The organism is Bacillus sp. AFS088145 (genome assembly GCF_002564465.1).
GTDB lineage: Bacteria > Bacillota > Bacilli > Bacillales > Bacillaceae_G > Gottfriedia.
Genome location: NZ_NUUX01000021.1, coordinates 227,432 through 247,871 on the forward strand (window position 1 = coordinate 227,432; position 20,440 = coordinate 247,871).

Consider the following 20,440-nt stretch of genomic DNA (forward strand, 5'->3'; position numbering starts at 1 on the left):
GATGTTTTAGGAGGTTTTTTTATTTTAGGAATAATTATAGTTATTCAAATAATTATACAGACAAAAAGTTGAAACAAGATAAAGCAATTAATAATAGAAACTAATATATAATTGTCTTTAATTAGGTTTATGAAAAACTGTTTTATTCTAATGATTAGGAAGGAGGGATAATTGTATGTTTAAGGAGAATCTTCTAAGATATTTTATGTATTTCCTGATTCTATTATTTATGGGGGGACTTTCCTTTAACTTGGATTATATTTTAGTATTTGTTTCAAAACACAGATATGTCCTATATTTATCTGTGTTATTAAATTTCTTAATGGTTGCAAATTACTTCCTTAGATTAATTGATAAAAGATATAAAAAAAAGAAAGTTTCACAGTTTTGAAACTTTCTTTTTTCAACTTTTATTTTTTACTTTTAACAATTGTTGATTTTTTAGATACAAGTTTTGTCCTTGCTTTATCTGAATAAGTGTACGTATCGGTTTTTATATAATTATTAACATTATCTGAATCTGTATAGGTATGATTCGTAAAATAATATAATTTTGGTCTAGGATAATATTGAATATACGTTAGCAATGTAGCCGCAGCTGCTTGTTGTAACCTAGTCGGCATAAAAGGTATAGCTGATGGAAGCAATCTGCTAACAATTACATATCCTTCGTGTTCGACTACAGTATCTGAATATTTGGTAGAAAAGAATTTCCAACTATAACCTCCCTCGTTAATAACTGCTCTTTTATTAGGAATACTAGGTTTTACTTCTACCGAATACTTACCTATCACATTCCCGTTTTCGTCATAGTTTACTTGTTCTGAAGATACTAAACTCACTCCATCGCCTAAATCAATAGGTTCTGTTGTTTGGAATGTACTTTCAACTACTCCTTCATCAATACTTGCAGTAATATCTTGTTGAATTTGATCTAGTTCGTTTTTGGCCTTTTCAAAAGTTGAGTTTTCTTCAGTAGGTGTTGGTATTACTTCTGCGTGAGAAAGAGTTGGTGAGATTGTTGAGGTTAATATTGTTCCAGAAAGTGCAATTATTCCGAATTTAGATTTCATAATTGTGTTGTCACAAAGCCGATGACGCTATATGCGAAATATGCATTAGCAACATCATTAGTAACGACAGATACAACTGATAACGCTTTAGGTAACGATATTACACTAGAATTTAGTGACAAAGCTTGGGCAAATGCAATTACAGGCATCAAAGTTGGCGGATCAATCATTGATCCATCAGCGTACAAAATTGATGCAACAAATGGCACTCTGACAATTGATAAAAACGTCTTCAAAAAAGTAGGCGATTTCAATATCATTATTAGTGCAAAAGAGTATGCGGAGGTATCAGTTACTCAAAAAATCTTAAATGGTTATAACATTCACTTTATCGTAACAGGTGAAAAAGCTCCATTCGAAGTAAATGACCAAATTGTAACACGTCGTATAACAGAGCCATCAATACACGGATACGAATTAACATGGTTTGCAGATCAAGATTGTACAATCCCTTGGGATTTCACAAATTCAATCTACTCTTCAAAAACAATTTACGGAAAATGGAAACCAGCAAAATATACTGTTATCTATGACACACAAGATGCTGGACTTGTAGTTTCAGTAAAAGCTGAATACAATTCATTACTAGATGAAACAAAACCAACAAGAACTGGTTACACATTTGTTGGATGGTACAAAGATGCAGAAGGTAAAACACCATGGAACTTTGCGACAGACAAAGTAGCTGATAACATGATCCTTTATGCGAAGTGGAGTATTAATTCTTACACTGTTCACTTCAATAGCAATGGTGGTAGTCAAGTTGCTGACAAAGTTGCAGATTACAACACAGGAATTACTGCACCAACACCAACAAAAACAGGTTACACATTCGTTGGTTGGTACAAAGATGCTTTAAATACAATACCTTGGAACTTTGCAACGGATAAAGTAACAAGCGACACTACATTATATGCGAAATGGCAAATCAATTCGTATACAGTGAACTATGTGAGCAATGGAATTTCGACAGTTTCTGCTCAAACTGCGGATTACAATAGTATCTTAAACTTACCAACACCAACAAAAACGGGTTATACGTTCGCTGGATGGTATAAAGATGCTACGTTAAATACGCCAGTAGGAAACATTTTAACATTAACTAGCAACATTACACTTTATGCAAAATGGAACATTAACACGTATACTGTAACATTTAACACATCTAGTGGAAGTACAGTTGCTTCAAAAACAGCAATTTACAATGCAACAATTAGCCAACCAGCAGCACCAACTAAAAAAGGCTTTGTATTCATTGGATGGTACAAAGATGGTGCAGGAAAAGTGGCATGGAACTTTGCAACAGATCGAGTTACTACAAATACGATTATTTACGCAAAGTGGGAAAATGTTCCAGGTAAACCATCTAATGCAACAACAGCAAAAGCTGGTAAAGATGCTGTTAAATTAACTTGGTCAAAAGTATTAGGTACAACAGGATATGAAATTGTTAAAGCAACTTCAAAAACAGGATCATATAAACACCTAACTAGCGTGACAACAACTAATTACACGAACAAAGGATTAAGTAAAGGTAAAACATACTTCTACAAAATCCGTTCTTACAAAATGGTTGGATCAAAAAAAAACTATGGCGAGTGGACAAGCGTAATGTCGATCAAGCTATAAGAAATGAAATAACAAGCAGTACAGATTATTCTTAAGTAATTAAGTCAAAAAGGGTGCTTATGAAATTTAGAAGATGATTAAACACCCTTTTTGAAAGTAAACGATAAGATTAGCTTTTTCAAATTAAAAACTTTCCCTAAAAAAAATAAAAGACAAGAATACAAACTTCGTATTCTTGTCTCTTTTTTTTAGTCCTGAAAAAATCAAAAACTGGTACTCAAAGATGAGAACCAGCATTCTATCGAAAATAGTAACATCTATGAAATATATAAGTTCTTAAGCATTTACAATTAACTGTGCAATCTCCATTGCCTGCTCATTTAAATTCATCTTTTTATAATAATTAAATAATTCTTTTTTAGAGCGTTCTACTAAAAAAGTAAAACCACTTTTTTCAAACATAGGTAAAGCTTTACTATTTAAATAATGATGATATTCTTTCTCTTTTGATTTTAATAAATAAAGTAGTAGTTTAAATAAATGGATATATAAACTGTAATTATTCTTTTTCGCTATGAAAAGGCCTTCTTCAGCACCATGCACAAGTTCATCTAGGTTAGAAAAATCTCCATCAAAAGAACTACGAATATAGCCTTCCAATGAAAGTAAATACGATGAACATTCTGAATCCTTTAGCATCATTGATTGTTTATAATACTTACTTGCTTCCTTATAATTTTTCCCTCTGTAAAATTCATAGGCTAAATTATGCAAAGCTTTTGCCTTGCGATCAGGCGCATTACATAACTCACAGCTTCTAATTAAATTTTTGAAACGATTAATAATTTCTTCCTCTAAAGTGTCACCTTGAACTTGTATAATCATTAACATTTCAGCATCTATCACTCTAAGATAGTTATTAATTTGCTTAAAAAATTGATGAGATTTTTCAGCATAATAATAGGCCAACACAGGAGCATTTAAAGTATGGTAAGCACATGCTAGATGGTAAAAATATTCAGGATTTTTATAAACTGTATTATCAATCGACTTTAAAATTTCGATTACTTTACCGTATTCTTGTTTTGCTAAAGAATAAATTCCTAAAATATGCTTTAATAAATTTCTTTCATATGGTGCTAATTTGTCTTCTTTTTTTTGAAGCTTTTTAATGATTTTAAAAGCTTCATTGCACTTACTATGCGCAAGAAAATATTTTGCTCTTAGCAACTGATACATATCATTATATTCAGAGATCTGGATTAGTTCTTCCATTTCAAATTCATAGTAAATCTGATCCATCTCTTCAAATAACTGCATAACTATTACGTCATGCCAGTGAAGTAATCTTTGTTTAATATTCATAAAGTTGGCTACTTCTGATTCCATATCAATTCCAAGTCTGTTTGATAATAAATTAATAATTTCAGGGGCGTACTTTGTTTGTGCACATTCTATTTTACTGATATGGGTAACGGAGCAGATGTTTTTTCCTAATTGCTCTTGTGTTAGTTTGTATTTTTCTCTATAAAATTTGATAATTTTTCCTTCATACATAACTAAGTCCTCCTCCCATCCAAGATTTTAGAAATAGAACCTAATACTAAAATTCTACATTTAACAACAAAAATAGTATATTTAGAAAACACGTGTAGCATGTGAAGTAATACTTAAAGATATGTTAAGGAAAGGTAAAAAAGGAAAAAGGAGGGAAAATCAAAGAAAAGGAGAAGGCAGGGAAATATCTTTCCGTTCCTTTCTCCTTTGTTTTATTATTCGACCTTATTACCAATTCTAAAAAGTAGGGATAACTGCTTAGCAAGATACTGAGGGGTATAGGGCATATCATTTCTTAACCAAGATACAATTGTACCAATCAGTGCTGATGACCCGTACCAGATAATTATATCCTTTTGAATATCTGTCTTAATGTGTAAAGAGTCAACTTCTCTTCGTTTCGTTATTGTTTCAGTAATGATTTTTAATAATTGCTCAGTAAAGATGGGGGTTTTAGTAGAAGCAAGAACTACTTTATAAAACTTTGCATTCTCAGCTATATGTTCAAGCAAGTTTAAAAGCTTCACCGAGTCAGTTTCTTCTATAGATTTATAAGCTGTTGAATCCCTCATAATTTGTCCAAGCTTTTCACCCATTTCCAAAGCCATATACTCCATCATATCTTGTATGTCACGATAATGTAGATAAAATGTAACTCGATTAACTGTTGCACGCTCCGAAATTTGATTAACCGTGATTTTGTTTATATCCATCTCCTGAAGTAAATCGATAAAGGCATCTTTAATTAATTGACGTGTACGAATGATCCTAGGATCCACTTTTTTTGTTTTACCCTTCAAATCAACTCACCTTTTCCATGAAATTTACAATTTTATTAAATGTGTTTAATATATTTAGTTTTCACTACAAAACTAAAAAGAGTGATAACTACAATACATTTCTTTAAATATTGTCGGTTGTAAGAACTAACTATCTATTTATAATGTAATTTATATCATGTTAATTATTAAACACTTTGTAAATTATGTCCATGATAAAGAGAGAAAGGAATGATGGGGGATTGAGTAAAACTTCTGGAATTGACACAAATTCGATAAAAAAAGGGCCTATTATGTTTATTTTGATTTTAGGTGCCTTTCTGGCAACATTAAATCAAACGCTTATGAGTGTTGCTATACCTGAGCTAATGGTTGATTTTCATATCAAGGCAGCAACAGCACAGTGGTTAACAACAGGCTACATGCTAGTAAACGGTGTATTAATTCCGATTACAGCTTATTTAATGCTACGTTTCACCACACGTGAACTATTTCAAGCTTCAATGATTATCTTTTTAGCAGGAACAATTGTATCGGCTATTGCGACGGATTTTCCTGTTCTGTTAACAGGCCGCTTGATTCAGGCTGCAGGGGCAGGAATTATTATGCCACTATTAACGAACGTTATTTTGACACTTTTTCCGCCAGAAAAGCGCGGAGGAGCGATGGGGATGGTTGGGCTAGCGATTATCTTTGCCCCAGCAATTGGTCCTACACTTGCAGGTTACATTATGGAAAATTATAAATGGGAAACGATGTTCTACGGAATGATTCCATTTGCTATTCTTGTAATCGTACTTGGCTTCATTTATCTACGAAATGTATCTGATCGTATTAAAACAAAATTTGATCTTCTTAGCGTTACATTGTCTACAGTCGGTTTTGGTGCAATGCTTTATGGTTTCAGCCGAGCTGGAAGTTTAGGTTGGTCGAATTCAGAAGTAATTAGTACGATTGTTGTCGGGGTATTGGCCCTTGTACTTTTCGCATGGAGACAAATGGTTTCACAAAATCCTTTACTTGACCTGCGTGCATTCAAGTTTAGTATGTTCTCATTAACGACAGTTATTAATATCGCAGTAACGATGGTCATGTATGCAGATATGATGCTACTTCCACTTTACTTACAAAATATCCGTGGTTATACACCTGTTGAGTCAGGTCTTCTATTACTTCCAGGAGCACTGGTAATGGGCTTCCTTATGCCAGTTACAGGTAGGTTATTCGATCGCATTGGTGCAAAATGGCTAGCTATTTTCGGCATGATTATTACAATTGCAACAACACTTGGCTTCACAAACTTGACGGACTCGACGAGTTACACAAATCTGGTACTAATGTCCACTGGTCGTCGAATCGGTATGGCATTAATGATGATGCCAATACAGACAGCTGGATTAAATCAACTTCCAAAGCAATTAAATGCACACGGTACGGCAATTACGAATACAATTCGACAAGTTGCTGGAGCAGTTGGTACATCACTTCTAGTTACAGTTATGACAGATCGTACAAAAACACATATACAGGAATTAATTCCTACAGCGGCTACTAAAGGATTAACACAGGCCCAGTTAATAAAAGAAGCTTCTATTAATGGAATTAACGACGCTTATCTAGTGATTGTTGGAATAGGAATCATTGGATTACTACTTTCTTTCTTTATTAAGAAAGTCAAACAAGCGGCTTCTGAAGAGGCAACAGTTAAGTTAAAAGAGGTAACAGTTAAAGCGTAAAAATCATAATTAATTGGAGGAATATAGGTGAGACTTCAAGACAAAGTAGCTGTAGTAACTGGAGCTGGATCAGGAATGGGGAAAGCAATTGCTGTCCTTTATGCAAAAGAAGGCGCAAAAGTGGTAGTATCTGATATTAATGTAGATGCTGCAAATGTTACCGTTGAAGAAATAAAATCAAACGGTGGAGATGCAATTGCTGTTATGGCTAATGTTGCTCTCGAAAATGATATTCAAAACTTAATCGATTCTGCCGTAAATACTTTTGGTACAGTAGATATTCTAGTTAATAATGCAGGAATTATGGATAACTTTGAGCCTGCTGGTTATATTGAAGATGATAAGTGGGAAAGAGTTTTTGCTGTCAATACAACAAGTGTCATGCGCTCAACAAGAAAAGTCTTACCAATCTTTTTAGAAAAAGAGCAGGGAGTTATTATTAATGTAGCTTCTGCAGGTGGACTTCAAGGGGCTAGAGCAGGAGCAGCTTACACAGCCTCTAAGCATGCAGTTGTTGGATTCACGAAGAATACTGGATTCATGTACGCAACAAATGGAATCCGATGCAATGCAATCGCTCCAGGTGGAGTTGAAACAAATATCGGTTCTTCTATGACAAATATCAATCACTTTGGTATGGGACGAATTCAAGCAGGATTAGGAGTTAATCCACGAGTAGGTAAACCAGAAGAAATTGCAGAAATAGCATTATTCCTTGCCTCAGATGAATCAAGCTTTGTAAATGGTACTGTAATTACTGGTGATGCAGGTTGGACTGCTTATTAAGGTAGGGAATTTTATATTGAAAGAAGGAAGACCGTCTGAAATTTTTCGGACGGTTTTTTTATTTTTTTGAAATATTTTTTAGAATTTGATCAGGGAGAGAGTTAGCAATGCGGGGCATACCTCTTCAATGTGACAGAATTATGAAAAATATGGAATATACATAAAGTTTTCAGATTATTTGGGGTGATTGCCAAGTTTGAAATGATACATTGAAAATATATTAATATTTTATTAGTTTTGGATTTTTTAATTGAAACAAATACTTTTTGTAATTTGTTTGGCTCTTCTCATTTTCGCAAAATCGAGTTATAAAAAATAACCCCTCATCTTAAAAAATGAAGGGCGGTTACTCAGAATATATTATCCAACGTGATTCTTAACGTCCTTCTCATCAACCCAAGCCTCTAACTGATCACGACCTGGTAAGTTATCGATTTTATCAGCAGAGAAAACTGGATCCAATCCTTGTTTCTTTTGAGAAACATAATCTTTTAATAAAGCTTTTACAACTTTAGCTAAACGCGTAATTGCGTAAAGATTAACTAATACCATTAATCCCATGAAAATATCTGCTAAAGACCAAATTAAATCAGCACTATATAATGCTCCGAATAATACCATTCCAATTACAGCAAAACGGTATACGTAAATAGATTTTTTCGAATGCTTCATGAAGCTAATATTTGATTCACCATAGTAATAGTTACCCATAATTGTACTTAATGCAAATAAGAATACTGAAATTGAAACGAATGTTGCAGCAAATTCACCTAGACTTACACGTAAAGATTCCTGTGTTAAAGGAATACCTGATAGTTCAGATGTTTTATAAACGCCTGAAACTAATACGATCATAGCTGTAGATGAACAGATGATAAATGTATCGACAATTACACCTAATGCTTGAATTAAACCTTGTTTTATAGGGTGAGTAACGTCAGCTGTTGCAGCTGCGTTTGGAGCTGAACCCATACCAGCTTCGTTTGAGAATAATCCACGACGAATTCCATGAAGAACTGCAGCACCCATGACACCGCCAAACATTTGTTTAAACGAAAAAATTCCTTCAGAGAAAATTGCACCAAATACATCTGGTAAAATATCGAAATTTGAAAACATTACCCATAAAGCTAGAATAATGTATACACCAGCCTTGATCGGCACTAAAACAGTTGAGAATTTTGCAACGGAATGTACGCCACCAAAAATAATTAATGCCGTAATAATAGCAAGTACAATCGCAGTTGTTTTTGTATTTACGCCAAATTCATTATTAATAGACGCAGCAATCGTGTTTGCTTGTACTGCGTTAAAAATAAGACCAAAAGATAAAGTAATTAAAATACTAAAAATAACACCAAGCTTTCGATTACCTAAGGCTTTTTCCATATAATAAGCAGGTCCACCACGCCATGAAGAACCATCTTTCACTTTATAAAGCTGAGCCAAAGTACTTTCTACAAATGCTGAAGCTGAACCAATTAATGCCATTAACCACATCCAAAAAACTGCACCTGGTCCACCTAATGCCACTGCTGTTGCAACACCGGCAATATTCCCGGTACCAATACGAGCAGCCATTCCGATCATAAATGCTTGTAATGAAGAAACAGTCTTTTTGTCTTTGTCTTTGTCTCTGTTTCGTCCATCAACTAATAATCGAATCATTTCAGGGAAGAATTTAAACTGAATAAATCCTAAATAAACCGTTAAAAATAGGCCAATTGCAACTAATAAAATAACAATTAATTTAGCCCATAAATAGTCGTTGAGTACTGTAACCAATTCTGTCATGAATCCCTCTCCTTTGTAAGAATATTCGCAAAATTATCCGATAATTTTGACTTCAAAATGTAATAATAAATTATTCTGCTGACAAAGGCAACACTTTTTTAATTATTGTTGATTAAAAAAAGTTAATATTAAAAAAAGATTAAAAAAGTAAGTGTTCACTTACTTTTTGTTGACGAAATTCAATTTGATTCATATACTAGAAAAGTAAATAAACACTTACTTTTTTTGTAGCATGCTAAAATTAAGATTTTGTTTCCTTTTTAAAAATGGTTTTTAAGGAGGTAAATAGTGAATAAGGGAGAAAGAACAAAACATCAAATCCTAGAAAAGTCTATACAACTATTTGCGAAGAATGGTTATGATGGTACGACAATTAATCAAATTGCAAAGGAAAGTAAAATTTCCGAAGCGACGATTTATAAGTATTTTAAAAGTAAGCTTGATGTATTGATTACCTGTGTAAAACCAGATATTCAGGACGTTTGGATGGAAGAGGATTTTAGTAAATTTTCAATTGAAGAATTGCTTAGATTATATGTTGAGAAAAGGATTAAATGGGTAGAAAAGAATCGAAATCAAATTGAGATCTTGATCAGTGAAACTTTACGACACCCTGAGTTATCAGAAATTTTCTTTCAACAGATCTATCGGAAAACACCAATCGAAGAAGAAATAGAATCAAGAATGCTGGCAAAAGAAACAAATTTCCATTTAGAAATTCCTATACTAAGTTTAAGTATGATTACGACGATTATCTCGATTCTTAATCTACAAAAGAGTGTTCTAGATAAAGATCCAATGCATATTACAGATGACGCTATAAATAAAATGGTGCAATTAATTTTATTTGGATTAATAGGAAATAAAAGTCCTGAATAAACATGAAAATGAGTTTAACTTAGAGAATGGTTTAGTATTACCTTTTATTTTTTTATTAAAGGGAGTATTAAACTATTTAAATGCAATAAATTGACCGAAATACACATTTGGTCAATTGGTCTAACAAGGGGAGTGAGAATGTGTTTAAACAAGAATGGAAAAATATTTTAAAGAAACCAATGACAATTGCAACAATCATTGCGATTGGTCTTGTACCAATGCTTTACTCATTAATTTTCTTATCAGCTTATTGGAATCCTTATAATAAAACAGAGAAACTATCTGTCGCAATTGTTAACAATGACAAGGGTACTGAGTTTAATGATAAAAAGCTTAATGTTGGGAAAGATTTTGTAGAAGGTTTGAAAGATAATAAATCATTCAAATGGAAAGTTACAAATAAAAAACAGGCAATGGAAGGATTAAACGATGAAAAATATTATTTAGTCATCGAATTACCTTCTAACTTCTCCAAAAATGCAGCTACGTTATTAGACGAAAAACCGCAGAAAATGAAATTAAATTATTACACAAATGCGGGTAAAAACTATGTAGGCGCACAAATTGGTACAAATGCAATGAAAGAAGTAAATGCTACTATCTCAAAAGAAATTACAGAACAATATGCTAAAACAGTTTTTGATAATTTCAAGGATATTGGAAAAGGCATGACAAAAGCATCTGATGGTGCAGGTAAAATCAATGATGGTGCTGCAAAAATTACAGATGGAACAGATGTATTAAATAAAAATTTAAAAAAATTAAATGACAGCATGATCACATTTGAAAATGGTAGTACAAAACTGAAAAGTGGAGCGACACAATTATCAGATGGTATTAAACAATCAAATGATGGTGCTAATAAATTAAATTCTGGTTTAAATACTCTTCTAGAAGGTACGGGTACGTTAAAAGCTGGTTCTGGTGATTTAAATAATGGACTTTCGCAACTTGCTGAAGGCGGTAGTAAAATTGAAACTGGGTCTTCTAAGCTAGAAACAGGAAGTAACCAATTAAATGCTGGACTAAAACAATCTTATGCTGGCGCAACCCAACTGCAAAAAAATGAAGCAGGATTTAATCAGAATCTTGGTGCTACTAATGATGCTCTTAAATCAATCGTTAATGGATTGCAAGATGGTTCATTAAGTAAAGAAGATTTACAGAAATTAAAAGCAATCTCAAACAGTTTAGATCAACTATCAAAAGGAAGTAATCAAATTAAAAATGGTGTTGATCAAATTGCTGCAGCACAAGGTCAATTATATGAAGGTTCAAATAATCTACTTGCTGGACAAAAAGAATTAAATACAAATTTAAGTTTATTTAATAGTAAATTGAAAGAAGCGTCTAATGGAGCAAATCAATTAGCTCAAGGAAGTAATGATTTATACAATGGTACAAAGGCATTAAGTGAAGGAAGTTCGTTACTTTCAATTGGCCTAGGTAAATTAAATACAGGTGGGGATCAATTAGTCCAAGGGATCAATCAGTTAAATGATGGTTCTAAACAACTATCTGATGGAACGAATAAGTTATATAGTGGGTCTGGAGACTTATTAAAAGGAGCAACTGATTTAACAAAAGGAACAACTGAACTTCATAAATCCCTAAAAGATGGTGGAGATGAAGTAAACAAAGTTAAAACAAGTGAAGCAACTGATAAATTCTTTGCAGAACCAACAAAGCTAGTTTCTCATAAAATAAATAATGTAAAAGAATATGGTGTAGGTTTAACACCGTATATATTATCTATAGGACTATTTGCTGGTGGATTAATGTTCACTTCAGTATATCCAATGAGAAAGAACTCTATTGCTCCGACTACTGGTTTAGCTTGGTTCTTTAGTAAATATAGCGTTCTTATTTTCGTGGGGATCATGCAATCAATCGTAGCAGATATGGTTTTAATTTATGGTATGGGTCTTGATGTGAAAAACGTGTGGTTATTCGTAGTGTTTACAATTATCACTAGCTTGACCTTCTATTCATTAATACAATTCTTAACTGTTACATTAGGAAATATAGGGCAATATTTAGTGTTTGTTATGATGTTATTACAAATTGGTGGAACTTCAGGTACTTTCCCAATTTCATTAACACCAACATTTTTCCAAACGATTCATCCATATTTACCGATGACTTATGCTATAAAAGGATTCAGAGAATTAATCTCTAGTTCTGTTAGCAAAGGCTTTGTATGGGATCAAGTCTACTATTTATGTGGATTTGCAGCGTTATTCATTATCCTAACAAATGTAACTTTTGCAGTTCGTGTTAAATTATCAAAGAAAAAACAATTAAGTGAAATTGAGGCTTAAAACGATAAAATAATAAAAAGGATTGAAGTCTAATAAAAAAAGATTTCAATCCTTTTTTACTAATAATGAAATAAAAATCCAGTATCTTTAGGTCAATCTTTTATTGTAAAATTAGTAATGGAATATGGGAATAATGAAGGAAATAGTATAGAATCCCTTTACATTGTAAGGGACTTATCGTTAAAATTTTAACGTGGTTAATTTGATAATTGTACATCATGAACACTTAATACTTGCTATTGTACTATAAAATATAAAAAACAAGGAAGCGTTTTCATTTAATAGAAAAGTGGTGAATAAATGAAACTAACTGACATCGATAAAAGAATTCTAGAGATGCTCACTAAAAATGGTCGGATGTCATACGCCGATATTGGAAAAGAACTTAATTTATCAAGGGTTTCGATCCGTGAACGTGTGAATCAATTAATTAAAAACGGGGTTATTGAGAGGTTTTCAGTAGTCATTAATTCAGAAAAAGTAGGCAAAGGTGTATCTGCATTCTTTGAAGTAGATTGTGAACCAGCTTATTTAGTAGTCGTAGCCGAAGCACTTGCAGATAATCCTGTTGTAGCGAGTTGTTATCAAATGACGGGTCCAAGCACTTTACATATGCATGTATTAGTCGATGATTTTGTCAGCTTAGAACAATTTATAAATAATGAATTATATGCTTTAGAAGGAATAACAAGGGTAGAAAGTCATATTTTATTACGAAGATTTAAGAGTAGAAATGGCTTAAAATTATAGTTGTCATGGCGAGGGATTGGTAATCCCTCGTCTTTTTTTACTATTTTTTGTAAAAATTCATAAAAATATAGAATATTCTGTCTATCGGGGGTATAATCGAAAATAATTAAAATTAACATTGTTAGGTTATACGGTGATTGAGGTTAACAAACGTATGTGATTTTAGTTAATATACTTACAAATGGAGTAGGTGGAAAGATGGCGTCACTCATATTAAGAAGGTTGTTTCAATTGTTTTTATTATTGCTAGGTATCTCCTTTTTAGTCTTTGCTTCTATGCATTTAGCACCTGGTGACCCAGCTGCAATCATTGGCGGACCTACAGCAACAAAAGCTGATTTAAATGCCATTCGAGAAAGTTTGGGACTGAACGACTCGTTTTTTGTCCAATATTGGCATTATTTATCAAGCGTATTACATGGGGATTTAGGATATTCCTTTCAAACGAAACAGTCGGTTGCAGAGGCAATTTCAATCCGTTTTCCTAATACTTTAAGTTTAGCAATCGCGAGTATGGTAGTTGCAGTAATAATCGGGGTAATAACAGGAATTGTCTCCGCACTTAAGCAAAACTCGTGGATGGATGTATCAAGTACAATAATAGCCCTTGCAGGTATTTCAGTACCTAATTTTTGGCTAGGTGCCATCCTTATTCTTATTTTCGGAGTTAATCTACAAATTCTTCCCGTTGGGGGACTCGATTCACCAATTTGGACTGTAGAAGGATTTAAGCAAATCATTTTACCTGCCATTGCATTGGGAACAGCCTCAGCAGCAATGATTGCAAGAATGAGCCGATCATCTATGTTAGAGGTAATTCGAGCTGATTACATACGAACTGCAAGAGCGAAAGGTGTAAAAGAAAAATCGATTGTTTGGATTCATGCTTTAAAAAACTCGATGATTCCAGTCATAACTGTTATTGGTTTAAACTTCGGATTTCTTCTTGGAGGAACAATCATTACAGAACAAGTATTTGCGATTAACGGTGTCGGCAGATTAATGATCGATGCAATTGCAGCTAGAGATTTTCCTATGGTTCAAGGGGCAGTATTACTTGTAGCATTTATGTTTGTAGTCGTGAATTTACTTGTTGATATTTTATACGTATTTATCGATCCAAGAATTAGCTACGATTAATTGGCTAGAAGGGAGGAAAAATTTTGTCTACAGAAGTCATCATTAATAACATAAGTGCAAAGCAAGCTATATCAAAAAAGAAAGAAAAATTTATTGTCCAAACATTTAAACGTTTAATCAAAAATAGATTGGCTGTTTTTGGATTAATCATTATTATTTTACAAATTTTAATGGCAGTATTTGCACCACTTATTACGATTCATGATCCGATTAAACAAAATTTAGCATCAACAGAACTGCCAATATTCTCTAGCGGTCATTGGTTAGGTACAGATAATTATGGTCGAGATATGTGGAGCCGAATTGTATTCGGATCTAGAGTATCACTCGTTGTTGGATTCAGTGCAGTGATTCTTGGCTTAATTGGCGGTATTACAATAGGCATGCTAGCTGGCTATTCTTCAAAATTAGATGGCTTGCTTATGAGAATAGTAGATTTACTATTTGCTTTTCCTGGAATTTTACTAGCTATGCTAATTATCGCAATTCTTGGGACAAGTTTAGTGAATGTAGCAGTTGCGATTAGTATTTGGTCCATTCCTTCATGTGCAAGAATTGTTCGTGGTTCGGTTTTATCTATTAAGAAGCAAGAATACATACAAGCAATGAGGACTTTAGGTGCAAGTAATTTACGAATTATGGTGAAGCATATTTTACCAAACTGTATGGCACCAATCATAGTTTTTGCCACAATGAGAATGGCTACTGCTATTTTATCAACGGCATCATTAAGTTATTTAGGTCTTGGTGCACAACCTCCAACAGCCGAATGGGGATCAATGATCTCTCAAGGGCAAGATTATATGTTTTCTTCCCCACATATGACAATCGTACCAGGGATCGCAATTATGCTGATCGTTTTCTCTTTTAATGTCGTAGGTGATGGATTAAGAGATGCTTTAGATCCAAATATGAATATTAATGATTGAGGAGATGGGTAAATGAAAAAATGGATGGTTATCGTAATTAGTGCAATTCTACTTCTTGCTGGATGCTCTAGTAAAACAACTGGATCAAATAGCGCCAATGTTTCGCAAGAGCTTACATATGCTTCAACTTCTGATGTAGTAGGTTTATCACCAATCTTAACAAATGATTCTGTATCAGCTAATGTCATCATGCAAGTCTATGAAACTTTATTTAAAAGAAATCCTAAAACAATGAAAATCGAACCTTTATTAGCAGAATCTTATACGAATCCAGATGATAAAACTTGGGAAATTACATTAAAAAAAGGAATTAAATTTCAAGATGGAACAGATTTTAACGCAGAAGCAGTAAAATACACATTTGATAAATTCCGTGATCCAAAAACTGCTGCTCCACGTGCTTCATTATTAGAACCAATTCAATCAGTTAATGTAATTGATGATTACAAAGTAGAAATTAAAACGAAATATCCATATGGACCACTTTTAGCTGCACTTGCTCATACTGCTGCTTCAATCGTAAGCCCTGAAGCAGATAAAAATAGTGATTTAATGAAAACACCTGTAGGAACTGGGCCATTTAAGTTTGTTAGCTGGACACCTGGTGACCAAATCGTTCTAGAGGCAAACAAAGATTATTGGAATGGTGCACCAAAATTGAAAAAAGTTACTTTTAAAGTAGTACCTGAAGTTTCTACAGCTATTTCAATGTTACAAACAGGAAAAGTACAGTTTATTGATGCTCTACCAGCTGAACAAATTAAGCGTTTAGAATCAATTAAAAATGTAAAAGTGACAAAAGCAGAAGGAACACCTGTTTATTATTTAGGGTTTAACATGAAAAAAGCTCCAATGAATAACTTAGCATTCCGTCAAGCTGTTGCTTATGGATTAGATCGTAAAGCATATATTAATCAGTTAAACGGATTAGGCGTCGAAGGTAATAGTGTAATTGGACCAAAAGTTTTCGGATATGATCAATCTGAAGAAAAAGTTGGCTATTCTTATGATTTAGAAAAAGCTAAAAAACTGATTAAAGATAATGGATTTGAAGGAAAAGAAGTAAAGATACTAGTACCAAATCGAGATATGTATATGAAAATGGCTGAAATTGCTCAATCTCAAATGACGGAAATTGGTCTGAAAGTTAAGCTTGAAACGATGGAATGGGGAACTTTCCTAGATGCAGCAACTAAAGGTCAATACGATGTAACCTTCTTAGGATGGGCAAATAGTACAGCTGATGGTAGTGAATTATTGTATCCAAACTTCCACTCTGACAATATTGGATCATCAAACCGAATTTCATATAGTAATAAGCAATTTGATCAGTTAGTTAATGAATCTCGTCAAACAATTGACCAAAATGCTCGAAAAGAAAAATTAAAAGAAGCAAATGAATTATTAGTAAAAGATGCTCCTGTAATCGTTATGAATCAAGGTGTAGTAACATCTGCAGTTGATCAATCGGTGAAAGGCATTGAAATTGATCCTACTGGCCAATGGTCATTATACAACGTACACAGAGAGTAGGTAATAGTATGTCAACAGAGCTTCTATCTGTAAATAATTTAGTAACAACGTTTCGAACAGCTGATGGAGAAATCCCAGCTGTTCGAAACGTATCCTTTTCAGTTAATAAAAGTGAAACTTTATGTATAGTTGGCGAATCAGGTTGCGGAAAAAGTATTACTTCATTGTCTATTATGGGATTATTGCCAAGTAATGGATCGATAAAAAGCGGTTCAATTCAATTAGAAGGAACTGATTTAACTAAGTTAACAACTGATGAATTCAGAAAAATAAGAGGCAATAAAATATCGATGATTTTTCAAGAGCCGATGACTGCGTTAAACCCTGTAATCACAATTGGTTATCAGCTACGTGAACCACTTATGATCCACCAAAAGCTTTCTAAACAAGAAGCAAATCAAAAAGGAATTGAACTCTTAAAGCAAGTAGGAATACCATATCCTGAAAAAAGAATGACTCAATATCCCCATGAGTTAAGTGGCGGAATGAGGCAAAGGGTTATGATTGCTATTTCATTAGCTTGCACACCTGGACTCTTAATTGCAGATGAGCCAACGACTGCACTCGATGTTACGATTCAATCTCAAATATTAGATTTAATCCATGAGTTACAAGAACAACTCGGAATGGGTGTCATCATGGTTACACATGATATGGGAGTCGTAGCTGAGATTGCTGATAAAGTGATGGTCATGTATGCAGGAGAAAAAATAGAAGAAGGTCCAGTTGAAGAGATTTTTAATCATCCAAGTCATCCATATACTAGGGGATTATTAAGCTCTGTACCAAATGTAGATGATCCCGATTTTGAATTAGAAGCAATTCCAGGCTCTACACCGAGCTTAAACGAACAAATAACTGGCTGCCGTTTTCATCCACGTTGTGAACATGCATTAGCACGTTGCAAAGTTGAAGTCCCTAAAGAAATTACAATAAAGGATGGACACACAGTTAAATGTTGGCTGAGTGAGGAGGATGCGATATGACTCTAACAAAAAGTAAATATTTATTAGAGCTACGAAGTGTTAAAAAATATTATCCGATTCGTGGAGGCTTACTAAAAAAAGTTCAAGGTCACGTCAAAGCAGTTGAAGAAGTGAGTCTAACAGTATTAGAAGGTGAAAGCTTAGGCGTTGTAGGTGAATCAGGTTGCGGTAAATCTACATTGGGTAAAACGATTTTAGGTCTTGAAGATATTACTGACGGAAAAGTATTTTTTAAAGATACAGAAATCCAACATTTATCGAATAAGAGTCGAAATGATTTTAAGAAACAAATGCAAATGATTTTCCAGGATCCATATGCTTCATTAAATCCAAGACAACGAATTGGAGATGCATTGGAAGAAGTATTTGTTATCCATACGAATCTATCAAAACAAGAACGAAAAGAGAAAGTAGTCGGTTTGCTTCGTGAGGTAGGCTTAAATGAAGATCATCATGATCGATATCCTCATGAATTTAGTGGTGGACAACGTCAACGAATCGGTATTGCACGAGCAATTGCCCTTAACCCATCGTTAATTATTTGTGACGAGGCAGTTTCTGCACTTGATGTGTCTGTACAAGCACAAGTATTAAAACTTTTAAAATCATTACAAGAAAAATATAACTTAACTTATTTATTTATCTCGCATGATTTAGGAGTTGTACGATATTTTTGTGATCGAGTTTTAGTAATGTATTTAGGAAATACAGTGGAACTTGCTCCTGCTGACAAGCTATATAATAACCCACTACATCCTTATACAAAAGCGTTACTATCTGCGATACCACGTCCAAAGGTAGGGAAAAGACCTGAGAAAATCCGTTTGACAGGTGAAATTCCAAATCCAGCTAACCCACCTTCAGGTTGTACATTCCGTACTCGTTGTCCACTAGCAACAGAGATTTGCGGGCAAGTAAAACCAGAGTGGAAGGAAATTGAAGAAAATCATTTTGTTGCATGTCACCATGTAGATGCTTAAAGGAGAAGATACAGATGCAGTTTGATCATTTAAATAATCCATATTCAGCACAACGCCATACGACATTTGGAAAAAATGGAATGGTAGCTACTTCACAACCTTTAGCGGCGCAAGCGGGGTTAGATATATTAAAAAAAGGCGGTAACGCAATCGACGCTGCAATTGCTACAGCTGCTGCTTTAACAGTAGTTGAACCAACTTCAAACGGTATTGGTGGAGACGCCTTTGCACTAGTTTGGATAAATGGGGAATTACATGGTTTAAACGGTAGTGGTCCTGCCCCAAAATCAATTTCGATTGAAAAGCTAAAGGAACAAGGACTCGAGAAGATGCCAACCCATGGGGTTATTCCAGTTACAGTACCTGGAGTACCTGCTGCATGGGCTGCTTTGTCAAAACGTTTTGGTAAATTACCATTAGAAGAGGTTTTACAACCGGCTATTACGCTTGCAGAAGAAGGCTTCCCACTCTCGCCAATTTTAGGGAAGTTTTGGAATATAGCATACGAAAAGTTTAAAAAACAATTTACTTCACCAGAATTTGATGAGTGGTTCAAAACATTCGCTCCAAATGATCGTGCACCAGATATTGGCGAATTATGGTCATCAAAAGCCCATGCAGAAACATTACGTGAAATCGGTGCAACGAATGCTGAGAGTTTTTATCGTGGCAACTTGGCAGAAAAAATTGTTTCCTTTATGAAAGAACATAACGGATACCTTAGTTCAGAGGACCTAAGTGAATATAAAGTAGAATGGGTTAACCCAATCTCGACAAATTATCGTGGATACGATGTTTGGGAAATTCCGCCCAATGGGCAAGGTTTGGTTGCGTTAATGGCATTAAACATTGCTAAAGGTTTTAATTTTTCTGCAAAAGATGATGTCGATACATATCATAAGCAAATAGAAGCTATGAAACTAGCTTTTACTGATGGAAAAGCGTTTATTACAGATTCTGAGCATATGGATATTAATGTAGAGGAGCTACTATCAGAAGAATATGCCGGATCGCGTCGAGAATTAATTTGTGAAAAAGCGATAGAGCCAGAAAACTATACACCTCCAAAAGGTGGAACCGTTTATTTAGCGACTGCTGATGGCGAAGGGAATATGGTTTCCTTTATTCAAAGTAACTATATGGGATTTGGTTCAGGGATTGTAATTCCTGATACAGGAATTGCTCTTCAAAATAGGGGTCATGATTTTACTTTAAATCCGGAGCATTCTAATGCACTTAAGCCAGGTAAAAGAACATATCACACAATAATTCCAGGGTTTTTAACAAAAGATGGCGAAGCAGTAGGGCCATTTGGCGTAATGGGAGGTTATATGCAGCCACAAGGTCATGCACAAGTTGTCATGAATACTGTTGATTTCCACCTAAATCCTCAAAGTGCATTAGATGCACCTAGATGGCAGTGGATGGAAGGAAAAAAAGTGGTCGTAGAACCTCATTTCCCAAATCATCTTGCCCAAGCACTAGCAAGAAAAGGCCATCAAATTCAAGTGGCTACAGATTGTAGCAGCTTCGGAAGGGGTCAAATTATTTGGCGCAATCCTGAGACCGGGGTGCTAATGGGAGGAACAGAATCTAGAACAGATGGTGCAATTGCGGTTTGGTAAAGG

Annotated in this window: 16 protein-coding genes; 12 read left to right on the forward strand and 4 right to left on the reverse strand. The window is 34.1% G+C overall.

What is annotated here, in order from left to right; translation table 11 throughout:
- Positions 1 to 410: 410 nt before the first annotated feature.
- On the reverse strand, positions 411 to 1,073 hold the full coding sequence (locus COI44_RS14250) for a hypothetical protein (RefSeq protein WP_098428553.1): 663 nt from the start codon (positions 1,071 to 1,073) through the stop codon (positions 411 to 413).
- A 21-nt stretch (positions 1,074 to 1,094) separates the two neighbouring features.
- On the opposite strand from COI44_RS14250, the gene COI44_RS14255 reads away from it, so the two are divergent.
- Positions 1,095 to 2,702 carry an InlB B-repeat-containing protein gene (locus COI44_RS14255; protein ID WP_098428554.1) on the forward strand — a complete coding sequence of 536 codons (1,608 nt, stop codon included), beginning with the start codon at positions 1,095 to 1,097 and terminating at the stop codon, positions 2,700 to 2,702.
- A 276-nt stretch (positions 2,703 to 2,978) separates the two neighbouring features.
- Here COI44_RS14255 and COI44_RS14260 read toward each other — a convergent pair whose 3' ends face one another.
- Positions 2,979 to 4,199, reverse strand: a complete 1,221-nt coding sequence (locus tag COI44_RS14260; protein ID WP_098428555.1) for a helix-turn-helix domain-containing protein — start codon at positions 4,197 to 4,199, stop codon at positions 2,979 to 2,981.
- Positions 4,200 to 4,414: 215 nt separating this feature from the next.
- Positions 4,415 to 4,999, reverse strand: coding sequence for a TetR/AcrR family transcriptional regulator (locus tag COI44_RS14265; RefSeq protein WP_142329261.1), 585 nt, complete (start codon positions 4,997 to 4,999; stop codon positions 4,415 to 4,417).
- 272 nt (positions 5,000 to 5,271) lie between these two features.
- Here COI44_RS14265 and COI44_RS14270 point away from each other — a divergent pair, with 272 nt between their 5' ends.
- Together COI44_RS14270 and COI44_RS14275 are read left to right on the forward strand one after the other, a co-directional pair.
- A complete protein-coding gene (locus tag COI44_RS14270) occupies positions 5,272 to 6,714 on the forward strand; it encodes a DHA2 family efflux MFS transporter permease subunit (RefSeq protein WP_483295487.1) in 1,443 nt (480 codons plus the stop codon).
- 27 nt (positions 6,715 to 6,741) lie between these two features.
- Positions 6,742 to 7,500, forward strand: a complete 759-nt coding sequence (locus COI44_RS14275) for an SDR family oxidoreductase (protein WP_098428557.1) — start codon at positions 6,742 to 6,744, stop codon at positions 7,498 to 7,500.
- A 360-nt stretch (positions 7,501 to 7,860) separates the two neighbouring features.
- Here COI44_RS14275 and COI44_RS14280 read toward each other — a convergent pair whose 3' ends face one another.
- Complete coding sequence (locus tag COI44_RS14280) at positions 7,861 to 9,294, reverse strand: alanine/glycine:cation symporter family protein (protein ID WP_098428558.1); 1,434 nt, start codon at positions 9,292 to 9,294, stop codon at positions 7,861 to 7,863.
- 288 nt (positions 9,295 to 9,582) lie between these two features.
- On the opposite strand from COI44_RS14280, the gene COI44_RS14285 reads away from it, so the two are divergent.
- From COI44_RS14285 to ggt, 9 genes are all read left to right on the forward strand, one after another.
- Positions 9,583 to 10,173, forward strand: a complete 591-nt coding sequence (locus tag COI44_RS14285; RefSeq protein WP_179887130.1) for a TetR/AcrR family transcriptional regulator — start codon at positions 9,583 to 9,585, stop codon at positions 10,171 to 10,173.
- Between the two features lie 140 nt (positions 10,174 to 10,313).
- Positions 10,314 to 12,494 (forward strand): YhgE/Pip domain-containing protein, encoded by a 2,181-nt coding sequence (locus COI44_RS14290; RefSeq protein WP_098428560.1) that lies wholly within the window; start codon positions 10,314 to 10,316, stop codon positions 12,492 to 12,494.
- Positions 12,495 to 12,794: 300 nt separating this feature from the next.
- Positions 12,795 to 13,244 (forward strand): Lrp/AsnC family transcriptional regulator, encoded by a 450-nt coding sequence (locus tag COI44_RS14295; protein ID WP_098428561.1) that lies wholly within the window; start codon positions 12,795 to 12,797, stop codon positions 13,242 to 13,244.
- Between the two features lie 198 nt (positions 13,245 to 13,442).
- Positions 13,443 to 14,384, forward strand: coding sequence for a nickel ABC transporter permease (nikB, locus tag COI44_RS14300; RefSeq protein WP_098428562.1), 942 nt, complete (start codon positions 13,443 to 13,445; stop codon positions 14,382 to 14,384).
- A 23-nt stretch (positions 14,385 to 14,407) separates the two neighbouring features.
- Entirely contained in the window at positions 14,408 to 15,313 is a 906-nt protein-coding gene (locus COI44_RS14305) for an ABC transporter permease (RefSeq protein WP_286163919.1), read from the forward strand.
- A 12-nt stretch (positions 15,314 to 15,325) separates the two neighbouring features.
- A complete protein-coding gene (locus COI44_RS14310) occupies positions 15,326 to 16,846 on the forward strand; it encodes a glutathione ABC transporter substrate-binding protein (protein ID WP_098428563.1) in 1,521 nt (506 codons plus the stop codon).
- 8 nt (positions 16,847 to 16,854) lie between these two features.
- Positions 16,855 to 17,832, forward strand: coding sequence for an ABC transporter ATP-binding protein (locus tag COI44_RS14315; RefSeq protein WP_098428564.1), 978 nt, complete (start codon positions 16,855 to 16,857; stop codon positions 17,830 to 17,832).
- Entirely contained in the window at positions 17,829 to 18,812 is a 984-nt protein-coding gene (locus tag COI44_RS14320; RefSeq protein ID WP_098428565.1) for an ABC transporter ATP-binding protein, read from the forward strand. Before COI44_RS14315 ends, COI44_RS14320 begins: the two co-directional genes overlap by 4 nt.
- A 14-nt stretch (positions 18,813 to 18,826) precedes the next feature.
- Positions 18,827 to 20,437: a gamma-glutamyltransferase gene (gene ggt / locus COI44_RS14325; protein WP_098428566.1), complete on the forward strand. Its 1,611-nt coding sequence runs from the start codon at positions 18,827 to 18,829 to the stop codon at positions 20,435 to 20,437.
- The last annotated feature ends 3 nt before the right edge of the window (positions 20,438 to 20,440 follow it).

What these genes read in the sequence shown, in the direction of transcription:
- COI44_RS14250 (WP_098428553.1), bottom strand. Translation starts at nt 1,073, where the DNA reads ATGAAATCTAAATTCGGAATAATTGCACTTTCTGGAACAATATTAACC.
- COI44_RS14255 (WP_098428554.1), top strand. Translation starts at nt 1,095, where the DNA reads ATGACGCTATATGCGAAATATGCATTAGCAACATCATTAGTAACGACA.
- COI44_RS14260 (WP_098428555.1), bottom strand. Translation starts at nt 4,199, where the DNA reads ATGTATGAAGGAAAAATTATCAAATTTTATAGAGAAAAATACAAACTA.
- COI44_RS14270 (WP_483295487.1), top strand. Translation starts at nt 5,272, where the DNA reads ATGTTTATTTTGATTTTAGGTGCCTTTCTGGCAACATTAAATCAAACG.
- COI44_RS14280 (WP_098428558.1), bottom strand. Translation starts at nt 9,294, where the DNA reads ATGACAGAATTGGTTACAGTACTCAACGACTATTTATGGGCTAAATTA.
- COI44_RS14295 (WP_098428561.1), top strand. Translation starts at nt 12,795, where the DNA reads ATGAAACTAACTGACATCGATAAAAGAATTCTAGAGATGCTCACTAAA.
- nikB (WP_098428562.1), top strand. Translation starts at nt 13,443, where the DNA reads ATGGCGTCACTCATATTAAGAAGGTTGTTTCAATTGTTTTTATTATTG.
- COI44_RS14310 (WP_098428563.1), top strand. Translation starts at nt 15,326, where the DNA reads ATGAAAAAATGGATGGTTATCGTAATTAGTGCAATTCTACTTCTTGCT.
- COI44_RS14315 (WP_098428564.1), top strand. Translation starts at nt 16,855, where the DNA reads ATGTCAACAGAGCTTCTATCTGTAAATAATTTAGTAACAACGTTTCGA.
- COI44_RS14320 (WP_098428565.1), top strand. Translation starts at nt 17,829, where the DNA reads ATGACTCTAACAAAAAGTAAATATTTATTAGAGCTACGAAGTGTTAAA.
- ggt (WP_098428566.1), top strand. Translation starts at nt 18,827, where the DNA reads ATGCAGTTTGATCATTTAAATAATCCATATTCAGCACAACGCCATACG.